At 53.0% G+C, this 12,495-nt stretch carries 12 protein-coding genes; 10 read left to right on the top strand and 2 right to left on the bottom strand.

Annotated features, from left to right (window positions below; genetic code table 11):
* Nucleotides 1-12 precede the first annotated feature (12 nt).
* Complete coding sequence (locus E6P06_RS03905; RefSeq protein ID WP_003844634.1) at nt 13-912, top strand: carboxylate/amino acid/amine transporter; 900 nt, start codon at nt 13-15, stop codon at nt 910-912.
* On the opposite strand, the gene metR is transcribed toward E6P06_RS03905, so the two are convergent.
* Nucleotides 800-1,753 (bottom strand): HTH-type transcriptional regulator MetR, encoded by a 954-nt coding sequence (metR, locus tag E6P06_RS03910; protein ID WP_003841224.1) that lies wholly within the window; start codon nt 1,751-1,753, stop codon nt 800-802. The two genes, E6P06_RS03905 and metR, sit on opposite strands and share 113 nt — an antisense overlap.
* Nucleotides 1,754-1,988: 235 nt before the next feature.
* On the opposite strand from metR, the gene metE reads away from it, so the two are divergent.
* Nucleotides 1,989-4,250 carry a 5-methyltetrahydropteroyltriglutamate--homocysteine S-methyltransferase gene (gene metE, locus E6P06_RS03915; RefSeq protein ID WP_032938482.1) on the top strand — a complete coding sequence of 754 codons (2,262 nt, stop codon included), beginning with the start codon at nt 1,989-1,991 and terminating at the stop codon, nt 4,248-4,250.
* Between the two features lie 54 nt (nt 4,251-4,304).
* Here metE and E6P06_RS03920 read toward each other — a convergent pair whose 3' ends face one another.
* A complete protein-coding gene (locus tag E6P06_RS03920; RefSeq protein ID WP_139934960.1) occupies nt 4,305-5,111 on the bottom strand; it encodes a dienelactone hydrolase family protein in 807 nt (268 codons plus the stop codon).
* 265 nt (nt 5,112-5,376) lie between these two features.
* Between E6P06_RS03920 and udp the strand changes: the two genes are divergently transcribed.
* From udp to tatC, 8 genes are all read left to right on the top strand, one after another.
* Nucleotides 5,377-6,138 carry a uridine phosphorylase gene (udp, locus tag E6P06_RS03925; protein WP_003017903.1) on the top strand — a complete coding sequence of 254 codons (762 nt, stop codon included), beginning with the start codon at nt 5,377-5,379 and terminating at the stop codon, nt 6,136-6,138.
* A 140-nt stretch (nt 6,139-6,278) separates the two neighbouring features.
* A complete protein-coding gene (gene rmuC, locus E6P06_RS03930; protein WP_139934961.1) occupies nt 6,279-7,709 on the top strand; it encodes a DNA recombination protein RmuC in 1,431 nt (476 codons plus the stop codon).
* A gap of 94 nt (nt 7,710-7,803) precedes the next feature.
* The gene (gene ubiE, locus E6P06_RS03935) at nt 7,804-8,559 is read left to right on the top strand and encodes a bifunctional demethylmenaquinone methyltransferase/2-methoxy-6-polyprenyl-1,4-benzoquinol methylase UbiE (RefSeq protein WP_003017897.1); all 756 of its coding nucleotides are present in this window, start codon (nt 7,804-7,806) and stop codon (nt 8,557-8,559) included.
* Nucleotides 8,560-8,572: 13 nt separating this feature from the next.
* Nucleotides 8,573-9,178, top strand: coding sequence for a ubiquinone biosynthesis protein UbiJ (gene ubiJ, locus E6P06_RS03940; protein ID WP_003017894.1), 606 nt, complete (start codon nt 8,573-8,575; stop codon nt 9,176-9,178).
* The gene (gene ubiB, locus E6P06_RS03945; RefSeq protein ID WP_003017891.1) at nt 9,175-10,815 is read left to right on the top strand and encodes a ubiquinone biosynthesis regulatory protein kinase UbiB; all 1,641 of its coding nucleotides are present in this window, start codon (nt 9,175-9,177) and stop codon (nt 10,813-10,815) included. Before ubiJ ends, ubiB begins: the two co-directional genes overlap by 4 nt.
* 78 nt (nt 10,816-10,893) lie before the next feature.
* Nucleotides 10,894-11,148, top strand: coding sequence for a Sec-independent protein translocase subunit TatA (tatA, locus tag E6P06_RS03950; protein ID WP_003017888.1), 255 nt, complete (start codon nt 10,894-10,896; stop codon nt 11,146-11,148).
* A 3-nt stretch (nt 11,149-11,151) separates the two neighbouring features.
* Nucleotides 11,152-11,700: a Sec-independent protein translocase protein TatB gene (gene tatB, locus E6P06_RS03955; RefSeq protein ID WP_003841235.1), complete on the top strand. Its 549-nt coding sequence runs from the start codon at nt 11,152-11,154 to the stop codon at nt 11,698-11,700.
* Between the two features lie 2 nt (nt 11,701-11,702).
* Nucleotides 11,703-12,494, top strand: a complete 792-nt coding sequence (gene tatC, locus E6P06_RS03960; protein ID WP_003017884.1) for a Sec-independent protein translocase subunit TatC — start codon at nt 11,703-11,705, stop codon at nt 12,492-12,494.
* The last annotated feature ends 1 nt before the right edge of the window (nt 12,495 follow it).

Below are 12,495 nucleotides of genomic sequence, written 5' to 3' on the forward strand. Positions count from 1 at the left end.
GAGACATCCATTGTGGCGCTACTCATCATTACCACTATTTTGTGGGCCTTTTCCTTCAGCCTGTTTGGCGAGTACCTTGCTGGTCATGTCGATAGCTATTTTGCGGTGCTGGTGCGCGTTGGACTCGCGGCGCTGGTGTTCCTGCCGTTTTTACGAACCCGTGGGCACAGCGTAAAAACGATCGCGCTATATATGCTGGTGGGGGCCATGCAGCTTGGCATTATGTATATGCTGAGTTTTCACGCCTACCTGTATCTGACGGTTTCAGAGCTGTTGCTTTTCACCGTGCTGACGCCGCTCTACATCACGCTGATTTATGACCTGATGAGCGGGCGCCGTTTGCGTTGGAGCTACGCTTTCAGTGCGTTACTGGCGGTGATTGGCGCGGGGATTATTCGTTACGATCAGGTAACCAGCCACTTCTGGACTGGCCTGCTGCTGGTGCAGCTTTCCAACATTAGTTTTGCCATCGGTATGGTGGGCTACAAGCGTCTGATGGAAACCCGCCCAATGCCACAGCATAACGCTTTTGCCTGGTTTTATATGGGTGCCTTTATGGTGGCTGTCGTGGCCTGGTTCATGCTGGGCAATGCGCAGAAAATGCCTACCACTACGCTACAGTGGGGTATCCTGGTCTTTCTTGGCGTGGCAGCGTCCGGCATTGGTTACTTTATGTGGAACTACGGCGCGACCCAGGTGGATGCCGGTACGCTGGGCATCATGAACAATATGCATGTGCCGGCCGGGCTGTTGGTCAACCTGGCTATCTGGCATCAACAGCCTCACTGGCCAAGCTTCATCATTGGCGCGGCTGTGATAGTGGCCTCACTGTGGGTACATCGAAAGTGGGTCGTTCCGCACTCCGCACAAACGGCAGATGATCGCAGGCGTGATTCCGCGCTGAGCGAATAAACGCTTCTGTGACCGGCTGTCGCTGCTCGCCATCACGCACGGCGGCGTACAGTCGGCTCCACAATCCATCACCCAGGGTTTTAGTCACTACTAAACCCTGGCGTTCAAAACTCTCCACCACCCAGTGCGGTAACGCCGCGATACCCATTCTGGCTGCAACCATCTGAATCAGCAGCAGGGTGTTATCCACGCTCTTCAGCGACGGACTCACGCCCGCAGGCTGTAAGAAATGTCGCCAGACATCCAGTCGACTCCGTTGCACCGGGTAAATGAGCAGCGTCTCGCTGGCCAAATCTTCCGGCGTGATTTGCGTTTTGCTGGCCAACGGATGGTCAGGCGCCAGTACCAGGCGGACTTCAAAATCAAACATCGGTGAGTAGTGCAATCCGCTGCGCGGCAGGATGTCTGAGGTTAACACCAGATCCAGCTCATCCTGCTGTAGCGCTGGTTGCGGATCGAACGTCACGCCGGATTTAAAGTCCATCTCCACCTGCGGCCAGTTGGCACGAAAATTCTCCAGCGCGGGCGTCAGCCATTGAATACAACTGTGACATTCAATTGCGATTCGCAGCCGGGTTTGCTGCGGTTCGTTGCAAGCCTGCAGCGCACGACCAATTTGCGGCAACACCTGATTAGCTAACTGCAGCAGGATTTCTCCCTGCGGCGTAAAGCGCAGAGGCTGGCTTTTACGGATAAAAAGTCGAAAGCCAAGGCGCTGCTCCAGATCGCTGAACTGGTGAGAAAGAGCGGATTGGGTCTGATGCAACGTCGCCGCGGCGGCTGCCAGCGAACCGCTATTCCGCAACGCCTGGAGCGTTTTCAGGTGTTTAATCTCGATCATGAAAGTCCTTCACTTCGGCATGAACAAATTGCGCTTGAGGAATATACAGTAACCGCCAATTATGGATGTGTAAACATCTGGACGGCTAAAATCCTTCGTCTTTTAAATTTATGGTGCGTTGGCTTAGTTTCCCCACCCCAGTCACTTACTTCAGTAAGCTCCTGGGGATGAGTAAACTTGCCGCCTTCCCTAAATTCAAAATTCATAGGATTTACATATAATTAGAGGAAGAAAAATGACAATATTGAATCACACCCTCGGTTTCCCTCGCGTTGGCCTGCGTCGCGAGTTGAAGAAAGCGCAAGAAAGCTACTGGGCGGGAAATTCCTCCCGTGAAGAATTGCTGGCCGTTGGCCGCGAGCTGCGTGCCCGCCATTGGGAGCAGCAGAAGCAGGCGGGTGTTGACCTGCTGCCGGTAGGTGATTTTGCCTGGTACGATCACGTGCTGACTACCAGCCTGCTGCTCGGCAACGTTCCGGCTCGTCATCAGAATAAAGACGGCTCGGTCGATATCGATACCTTATTCCGTATTGGCCGTGGCCGCGCACCGACCGGTGAGCCAGCGGCGGCGGCAGAAATGACCAAATGGTTTAATACCAACTATCACTACATGGTGCCAGAGTTCACCAAAGGTCAGCAGTTCAAACTGACCTGGACGCAACTGCTGGATGAAGTAGACGAAGCGCTGGCGCTCGGGCACAAGGTGAAACCTGTGCTGCTGGGGCCGGTAACTTACCTGTGGCTGGGGAAAGTGAAGGGCGAACAGTTTGACCGCCTGAGTCTGTTGAACGACATTCTGCCGGTTTACCAGCAGGTGTTGTCTGAGCTGGCAAAACGGGGTATTGAGTGGGTGCAGATTGACGAACCTGCTCTGGTGCTGGAATTACCGCAAGCGTGGCTGGACGCTTTCAAACCAGCTTATGATGCCTTGCGGGGCCAGGTGAAGCTGTTACTGACCACCTACTTCGAAGGCGTAACGCCAAACCTGGATACCATTACCGCGCTGCCGGTGCAGGGACTGCACGTTGACTTCGTGCACGGTAAAGATGATGTCGCCGAGCTGCACAAACGTCTGCCTGCCGACTGGCTGCTGTCAGCGGGCCTGGTGAACGGGCGCAACGTCTGGCGCGCCGATCTCAGCGAAAAATACGCGCAAATTAAAGATATCGTCGGGAAACGTGACCTGTGGGTGGCTTCTTCCTGCTCCCTGCTGCACAGCCCCATCGATCTCAGCGTGGAAACCCGCCTTGATGCAGAGGTGAAGAGCTGGTTTGCCTTCGCCCTGCAAAAATGCGGCGAGCTGGCGCTGCTGCGTGATGCGTTGAACAGCGGTGATACGGCGGCAATTGTCGAATGGAGCGCACCGATTCAGGCTCGTCGTCACTCTACTCGTGTCCACAACGCCGCAGTGGAAAAACGTCTGGCGGCAATCACCGCCCAGGACAGCCAGCGCGCCAACGCTTATCCGGTTCGTGCCGAGGCGCAACGTGCCCGCTTTAATCTGCCGGCATGGCCGACCACGACTATCGGCTCATTCCCGCAAACCACCGAAATTCGCGGTCTGCGTCTGGACTTCAAAAAGGGCAACCTGGATGCCGGTAACTACCGCACCGGTATTGCGGAACATATCAAACAGGCGATCGCCGAACAGGAGCGTCTGGGGCTCGACGTGCTGGTACACGGTGAAGCCGAACGTAACGACATGGTGGAATACTTTGGTGAGCATCTGGACGGGTTCGTCTTTACCCAGAACGGTTGGGTGCAGAGCTATGGCTCCCGTTGCGTGAAGCCACCGGTAGTCATTGGCGACGTCAGCCGCCCGGAAGCGATCACCGTGGAGTGGGCGAAGTATGCCCAGTCACTGACCGACAAACCGGTAAAAGGTATGCTGACCGGTCCGGTGACCATTCTTTGCTGGTCATTCCCGCGTGAAGACGTGACGCGTGAAACCATCGCGAAGCAGATTGCGCTGGCGTTGCGTGATGAAGTTGCGGATCTGGAAGCAGCGGGGATCGGCATTATCCAGATTGATGAGCCGGCACTGCGTGAAGGTTTACCGCTGCGTCGCAGCGACTGGGCGGCATATCTGGAATGGGGCGTGGAGGCTTTCCGCATTAACGCGGCAGTGGCGAAGGATGAAACCCAGATCCACACCCACATGTGTTACTGCGAGTTCAACGACATCATGGACTCCATTGCGGCGCTGGACGCGGACGTGATCACTATTGAGACTTCACGTTCTGATATGGAGCTGCTGGAGTCGTTCGAAGAGTTCGACTATCCGAACGAAATCGGGCCGGGCGTCTACGACATTCACTCGCCGAACGTCCCGAGCGTGGAGTGGATTGAAGCTTTGCTGAAGAAAGCCGAGCAGCGTATTCCGGCAGAGCGTCTGTGGGTGAACCCGGACTGCGGTCTGAAAACGCGCGGTTGGCCGGAAACCCGCGCCGCGCTGGCAAACATGGTTAAAGCGGCGCAGAATCTGCGTCAGGCGTAAAAACAAAACGGAGGCTGATGCCTCCGTTTTGTTTATTGGTTTGCCTGGCGGGAATTATTTCTTCCCACCGTATTGCGCGAACCACTCCAGCATTCTCTGCCAGCCGTCTTTCGCGGACTCTTCGTGATAGCTCGGGCGATAATCAGCGTTGAAGGCATGTCCGGCATCGGGATAGACCACGATTTCCGCTTTAGCATTGGCGGCGCGTAGCGCCTGACGCATTGTTTCAACGGTATCTTGCGGAATGCTGGTATCCTGGCCGCCATAAAGTCCCAAAACGGGGGCGTTAAGATCGGTTGCGATATCAACGGGATGTTTCGGCGAGTTGAGGGTTTTATCACCCACCAGTTTGCCATACCACGCCACGGCCGCTTTTAACTGCGGATTATGTGCGGCATACAACCAGGTAATGCGTCCACCCCAGCAGAATCCAGTGATCATCAGTTGGTGCGCATCTCCTCCGTTGCGGGAGGCCCAGCTGGCGACGTGGTCCAGATCGGCCAGTACCTGAGAGTCAGGCACTTTGGCGACAAGGCCGCTGAGCAGCGTGGGGATGTCGGCAAAGTCATTGGGATCGCCTTCGCGAAAATAGAGTTCTGGTGCGATAGCCAGATACCCTTCCAGAGCCAGACGGCGGCAAACGTCACGAATGTGCTCATGAATACCAAAAATCTCCTGCACGACAATGACCACGGGAAGCAGGCCATCGGTTTGTTTTGGTCGTGCGTGATACGCTGGCATATCATCGCCTTGTGAAGGTATGGACGTTACACCGGCGATAATCGCGTTATCCGGAGTGTGAACCGTGGTAGACGTCGGTGGAGATACAGCAGGTGCAAAGCCAGATTGTCGTGTTGTCATGGTATTCTCCGTACCCTTAAATATTCAGCCAAAAAGCGCATTGTTAACTATAGACACATGCAACGAACCACATTGCCTTAAACGGGCTATCTTTTGTGCAGGGCTTCCTTACATCGCATCATTTATGTGATATGCATCACTATTTGATGGTAATTGAATGCAATTGATTTACATCAGAGTGATGACTGTCACGAAAATATGTTCATGCCTTCGGTAAAGTGTGTTTTTGCTTCTTCTGACAAAACCGATTCACAGAGGAGTTTTTATGTCTAAGTCTGATGTTTTTCATCTCGGCCTCACTAAGAGCGACTTACAAGGGGCTACGCTTGCTATCGTCCCTGGCGACCCGGAGCGTGTGGAAAAGATCGCCGCGCTGATGGATAAGCCGGTTAAGCTGGCATCTCATCGCGAGTTCACTACCTGGCGTGCTGAGCTGGATGGTAAAGCCGTGATCGTTTGCTCTACCGGTATCGGCGGCCCGTCAACCTCTATTGCCGTTGAAGAACTGGCACAACTGGGCATTCGTACCTTCCTGCGTATCGGTACGACTGGCGCTATCCAGCCGCATATCAATGTAGGTGATGTCCTGGTCACCACGGCGTCTGTCCGTCTGGACGGCGCAAGCCTGCACTTCGCGCCAATGGAGTTCCCGGCCGTTGCGGACTTCGAGTGCACCACTGCGCTGGTGGAAGCGGCGAAATCTATCGGCGCCACTACCCACGTGGGCGTTACTGCATCTTCTGACACCTTCTACCCGGGCCAGGAACGTTACGACACCTTCTCTGGTCGCGTCGTGAGCCGTTTCAAAGGCTCGATGGAAGAGTGGCAGTCTATGGGCGTTATGAACTACGAAATGGAATCTGCCACGCTACTGACCATGTGCGCAAGCCAGGGTCTGCGTGCCGGTATGGTCGCAGGTGTTATCGTGAACCGTACTCAGCAAGAGATCCCTAATGCGGAAACGATGAAACAAACAGAAAGCCATGCGGTAAAAATCGTGGTGGAAGCTGCGCGTCGTTTACTGTAATTCTCCCGCCTATTCAAAAAGGCCGACGCGTTCGGCCTTTTTATTTTGCGTAGTACCTCGCAGGAAATTCCTTTTAAACTGGACGTTTATACAGCACAATTCTATTTTGTGCGGGTAAGTCGTTGCTGTAAGGGGGCGTTGTGGATATTTCAATTATGATGAGTGCCGTGCTGGCGTTAGCCACAGGGCTGCTGGTTGGGTGGCTGGCAACAAAAGCGCACGCCGACAGGATCCGTGCCGATCTCATCGAAGAACGACGTGAACTGGATATCGCGCTAAGTGCCGCCCGGCAACAACTCTCACAGGTAGCCCACTGGCGTGATGAGTGCGAACTGCTTAATAACGAATTGCGCAGCCTGCACAGTATCAACACCTCTCTGGAAGCTGATCTCCGGGAAGTCACCACTCGTCTGGAAGCAACGCAACAGCATGCGGAAGATAAAATTCGCCAGATGATCAACAGCGAACAGCGCCTGAGCGAGCAGTTTGAAAATCTGGCGAACCGTATATTCGAGCACAGCAATCGCCGCGTAGATGAGCAAAATCGCCAAAGCCTGAACAGCCTGCTGGCACCGCTTCGCGAACAACTGGACGGTTTTCGACGCCAGGTTCAGGATAGCTTTGGTAAAGAGGCACAGGAACGTCATACTCTGGCGCACGAAATTCGTAATCTCCAGCAGCTGAATGCGCAGATGGCACAGGAAGCGGTAAACCTGACGCGGGCATTAAAAGGCGATAACAAAACGCAGGGGAACTGGGGCGAGGTGGTACTCACGCGGGTGCTTGAGGCTTCCGGTCTGCGCGAAGGCTATGAATACGAAACCCAGGTCAGCATCGAAAACGACGCCCGTTCGCGGATGCAGCCAGATGTTATTGTCCGATTACCGCAGGGCAAAGATGTGGTGATTGATGCGAAAATGACGCTGGTCGCCTATGAACGCTATTTTAACGCTGAAGATGAATTCACCCGCGAGAGCGCGTTGCAGGAGCACATCGCCTCGGTGCGCAACCACATTCGTCTGCTGGGCCGCAAAGACTATCAGCAGCTTCCGGGGCTGCGTACGCTTGACTATGTTCTGATGTTTATCCCCGTTGAGCCCGCTTTTTTGCTGGCGCTCGACAGACAGCCCGAACTGATTACCGAAGCGCTTAGAAATAACATTATGCTGGTGAGCCCTACCACGCTGTTGGTGGCATTGCGCACGATTGCCAACCTGTGGCGCTACGAGCATCAGAGTCGTAATGCGCAACAAATTGCCGATCGGGCCAGTAAACTTTATGACAAGATGCGGTTGTTTGTGGATGATATGTCGGCAATAGGTCAAAGCCTGGACAAAGCCCAAGATAATTACCGACAAGCGATGAAAAAACTCTCTTCCGGTCGTGGAAACGTCCTGTCGCAGGCAGAAGCGTTTCGCAGTTTAGGTGTAGAAATTAAGCGCGAGATTAATCCTGAGCTGGCTGAGCAAGCCACTACGCAGGATGAAGAATACCGCTTGCGCTCAGTCCCTGAGACGCAACAAGATGCGTCTTACCCCGATGGTGAAGCGGTAAATCAGCAATTAAACTAGTCCATTTGGGGTAGTTGAACCCGGCAGAAGGGTAGGGCAAATTGGCCCAATCTGTTACACTTCTCGAACATTTTTTGGATGAGCAGGCACTGAGATGGTGGATAATTCACAAGAAACGACGCACTTTGGCTTTCAGACCGTCGCTAAAGAGCAGAAAGCTGACATGGTGGCCCACGTTTTTCATTCTGTGGCCTCTAAATATGACGTTATGAATGACTTAATGTCATTTGGCATTCATCGTTTGTGGAAGCGCTTCACCATTGACTGCAGTGGCGTGCGTCGCGGGCAAACCGTTCTCGATTTAGCAGGCGGTACCGGCGATCTGACGGCGAAATTCTCTCGCATGGTAGGCGAAACCGGCAAAGTTGTGCTGGCGGATATCAATGACTCAATGCTCAAAATGGGTCGCGAAAAGCTGCGCAATATTGGTGTGGTGGGTAACGTTGAGTACGTTCAGGCGAATGCTGAAGCACTACCTTTCCCTGACAACACGTTTGACTGCATCACCATCTCTTTCGGTCTGCGCAACGTTACGGATAAAGACAAAGCATTACGCTCCATGTACCGCGTATTGAAGCCGGGCGGACGTTTACTGGTGCTGGAATTCTCCAAGCCGATTATCGAACCGTTGAGCAAAGCCTACGACGCGTACTCTTTCCATGTTCTGCCGCGTATAGGTTCAATGGTAGCAAGCGATGCGGACAGCTATCGCTATCTGGCGGAATCCATCCGCATGCATCCCGATCAGGACACCTTAAAAGCAATGATGCAAGATGCCGGGTTCGAAAGCGTTGATTACTACAACCTGACAGCAGGTGTCGTTGCGCTGCATCGTGGTTACAAGTTCTGACAGGAGAGTGGGGATGCCTTTAAAACCCTTAGTGACCGCAGGCGTTGAAAATCTGCTCAACACCTTTCTGTACCGCTCTCCTGCGCTCAAGTCAGCCAGAACGCGTTTACAGGGCAAAGTGCTACGTGTTGATCTCAAAGGATTTTCAACATCGTTAGTCCTGGTGTTTAGTGAGCGCCAGGTCGATGTGCTGGGGGCGTGGGAAGGCGAAGCCGATTGCACCGTAATCACATATGCCAGTGTGTTACCGAAATTGCGTGACAGACAGCAACTCACCACGCTTATCCGCAGCGGTGAACTGGAAGTCCAGGGTGATATCCAGGTAGTACAGAACTTTGTTGCGCTGGCCGATCTGGCCGAGTTGGATCCTGCAGAACTGTTAGCACCCTATACCGGCGATATCGTCGCGGAAGGGGTCAGCAAAGTCTTGCGTGGTGGAGCGAAGTTCCTGTGCCATAACTTTCAGCGCCAGCAGCGCTATGTCGCCGAAGCGATCACCGAAGAGTGGCGCATGGCTCCTGGCCCACTAGAGGTTGCATGGTTTGCTGAAGAAACGGCAGCCGTTGAGCGCGCGGTTGAATCTCTGGCCAAACGGCTGGAAAAACTGGAGGCCAAATGACGCCAGGTGAAGTACGGCGCCTTTATTTCATCATTCGCACTTTTTTAAGCTACGGTCTTGATGAACTCATCCCCAAAATGCGAATCACGCTGCCGCTTAGGTTGTGGCGATACTCGTTGTTCTGGATGCCCAACCGACATAAAGACAAACCGCTGGGAGAAAGGCTGAGACTGGCTTTACAGGAACTCGGCCCGGTGTGGATCAAGTTTGGGCAGATGCTCTCCACCCGTCGTGACCTTTTCCCTCCGCACATCGCCGATCAGCTTGCGCTATTGCAGGATCGTGTTGCCCCGTTTGATGGGCTTAGAGCGAAAAAACAAATCGAAGAGGCCATGGGCGGGCTGCCCGTCGAGGAATGGTTTGATGATTTTGAAATCACGCCGCTGGCATCTGCGTCTGTTGCTCAGGTTCACACTGCGCGATTGAAATCGAATGGCAAAGAGGTGGTGATCAAAGTTATTCGCCCGGACATACTGCCGGTCATCAAAGCGGATTTAAAACTGATCTACCGCCTGGCTCGTTGGGTTCCTCGTCTGCTGCCAGATGGGCGTCGCCTGCGACCAACAGAAGTCGTCCGTGAATATGAAAAAACGTTGATTGATGAGCTAAATCTGCTGCGCGAATCGGCGAACGCCATTCAGCTACGACGTAATTTTGAAGATAGCCCGATGCTGTACATCCCGGAAGTGTATTCCGACTATTGCAGTCAGAACATGATGGTGATGGAGCGCATTTACGGTATCCCGGTTTCAGATGTCACCACGCTTGAGAAGAACGGCACCAATATGAAGTTGCTGGCTGAACGTGGTGTTCAGGTCTTCTTTACTCAGGTATTCCGCGACAGCTTTTTCCATGCGGATATGCACCCTGGGAACATTTTTGTCAGTTATGAGCACCCTGAAAACCCGAAATACATTGGTATTGATTGTGGGATTGTGGGCTCTTTAAACAAAGAAGATAAGCGTTACCTGGCTGAAAACTTCATTGCGTTCTTTAACCGCGATTACCGCAAAGTTGCTGAACTGCATGTGGATTCTGGTTGGGTTCCACCGGATACCAACGTAGAAGAGTTTGAATTTGCCATTCGTACCGTGTGCGAGCCGATTTTTGAAAAACCGCTGGCGGAGATTTCCTTTGGTCATGTGCTGTTGAATTTGTTCAACACTGCGCGCCGCTTCAATATGGAAGTCCAGCCTCAACTGGTATTGCTACAGAAGACGCTGCTGTACGTTGAGGGTGTCGGACGACAGCTCTACCCGCAGTTAGATTTGTGGAAAACGGCTAAGCCATTCCTCGAATCCTGGATTAAAGATCAGGTCGGTATTCCGGCGCTCGTTAGGGCATTTAAAGAAAAAGCACCGTTCTGGGTCGAAAAAATGCCAGAAATACCTGAACTGGTGTATGACAGTTTGCGCCAGGGCAAATATTTACAGCACAGTGTTGATAAGATTGCCCGCGAGCTTCACGCGAATCATGTACGCCAGGGACAATCCCGTTATTTATTGGGCATTGGCGCAACATTGTTGCTAAGTGGAACATTCCTGCTGGTAAGCCGCCCTGAGTGGGGGCTTATGCCGGGCTGGTTGATGGTAGGCGGTGTCTTAGCCTGGTTAATCGGCTGGCGCAAAATGCGCTGAATTTTTCATCGCCCAAGGCAGGCCGTGTAACGTATACTACGGCCTTATTAATTCATCATCTATGACAGAGGAACATGTATGGGTGGTATCAGTATTTGGCAGTTGTTGATCATTGCCGTCATCGTTGTACTGCTATTTGGCACCAAGAAACTCGGCTCCATCGGTTCCGATCTTGGCGCATCGATTAAAGGCTTCAAAAAAGCGATGGGTGATGATGAGCCTAAGCAAGATAAAACCAGCCAGGACGCTGATTTTACAGCTAAATCCATCACCGATAAGCAGGGCGAAGTGAAAAAGGAAGACGCCAAAAGCCAAGATAAAGAGCAGGTATAATCCGTGTTTGATATCGGTTTTAGCGAACTGTTATTGGTGTTCGTGATCGGCCTCATTGTCCTGGGGCCGCAACGATTACCCGTAGCGGTAAAAACGGTTGCTGGCTGGGTGCGTGCTTTACGTTCCCTGGCAACTACTGTTCAGAATGAACTGACCCAGGAGCTTAAGCTTCAGGAGTTTCAGGACAGCCTGAAGAAAGTAGAGAAAGCGAGCCTGACAAATCTGACCCCGGAGCTGAAAGCGTCAATGGATGAGCTGCGTGAAGCGGCGGAATCGATGAAGCGTTCATACAGCGTGCACGATCCTGAGAAAGCGAGCGATGAAGCGCACACTATCCATAATCCGGTGGTGAAAGAAGGTGAAGCGCAGCGAGAAGGGGTCACCCCTGCCGCCGCTGAAAATCAGGCCAGTTCGCCGGAGCAAAAACCGGAATCCACGGGTGCTAAAACGCCAGAGCCGACGGAAAACACTTCCGCTACGTTGATGGATGCAGAAAAGAAAGCTGCCGCACCTGTTGTCGAATCCTCACCCTCGTCGAGTGATAAACCGTAAACATGTCTGTAGAAGATACCCAACCGCTCATCACGCATCTTATTGAGCTGCGTAAGCGACTCCTGAACTGCATTATTGCGGTAATCGTGATCTTTCTGGCGTTGGTTTATTTTGCCAACGACATTTACCATATGGTTGCAGCGCCGCTGATTAAACAGATGCCGCAGGGCGCAACGATGATCGCCACCGATGTGGCTTCGCCGTTCTTTACGCCAATCAAGTTGACCTTCATGGTGTCGCTGATCCTGTCAGCGCCAGTGATCCTCTACCAGGTATGGGCATTCATTGCGCCTGCTTTGTACAAACATGAACGTCGCCTGGTTGTGCCGCTGCTGGTCTCCAGTTCGTTGCTGTTCTACATCGGCATGGCATTCGCCTATTTTGTTGTCTTCCCGTTGGCGTTTGGTTTTCTGGCCAACACGGCTCCGCAAGGCGTACAGGTATCAACGGACATTGCCAGCTATCTCAGTTTCGTCATGGCTCTGTTTATGGCTTTCGGGGTCTCTTTTGAGGTCCCTGTCGCCATTGTGCTGCTATGCTGGATGGGCATTACGACGCCAGACGATTTACGCAAGAAGCGTCCTTACGTTGTGGTAGGGGCATTTGTCGTCGGGATGTTACTGACCCCGCCAGATGTCTTCTCGCAAACGTTGTTGGCGATACCGATGTACTGCCTGTTTGAAGTGGGCGTTTTCTTCTCTCGTTTCTATGTCGGCAAGCGACGTACGCGAGATGAGGACAACGAGGCTGAAGAAGCAAAAGAAGCCGAAGCCACCGAGAAAACAGAAGAGTAAA

It is taken from the genome of Citrobacter sp. CF971, assembly GCF_006385635.1.
GTDB classification, from domain to species: Bacteria; Pseudomonadota; Gammaproteobacteria; order Enterobacterales; family Enterobacteriaceae; genus Citrobacter; species Citrobacter freundii.

Excerpts from the sequence above, each read along its gene's own strand:
- metR (WP_003841224.1), bottom strand. The coding sequence starts at position 1,753 with ATGATCGAGATTAAACACCTGAAAACGCTCCAGGCGTTGCGGAATAGC.
- metE (WP_032938482.1), top strand. The coding sequence starts at position 1,989 with ATGACAATATTGAATCACACCCTCGGTTTCCCTCGCGTTGGCCTGCGT.
- E6P06_RS03920 (WP_139934960.1), bottom strand. The coding sequence starts at position 5,111 with ATGACAACACGACAATCTGGCTTTGCACCTGCTGTATCTCCACCGACG.
- udp (WP_003017903.1), top strand. The coding sequence starts at position 5,377 with ATGTCTAAGTCTGATGTTTTTCATCTCGGCCTCACTAAGAGCGACTTA.
- ubiE (WP_003017897.1), top strand. The coding sequence starts at position 7,804 with ATGGTGGATAATTCACAAGAAACGACGCACTTTGGCTTTCAGACCGTC.
- ubiJ (WP_003017894.1), top strand. The coding sequence starts at position 8,573 with ATGCCTTTAAAACCCTTAGTGACCGCAGGCGTTGAAAATCTGCTCAAC.
- ubiB (WP_003017891.1), top strand. The coding sequence starts at position 9,175 with ATGACGCCAGGTGAAGTACGGCGCCTTTATTTCATCATTCGCACTTTT.
- tatA (WP_003017888.1), top strand. The coding sequence starts at position 10,894 with ATGGGTGGTATCAGTATTTGGCAGTTGTTGATCATTGCCGTCATCGTT.
- tatC (WP_003017884.1), top strand. The coding sequence starts at position 11,703 with ATGTCTGTAGAAGATACCCAACCGCTCATCACGCATCTTATTGAGCTG.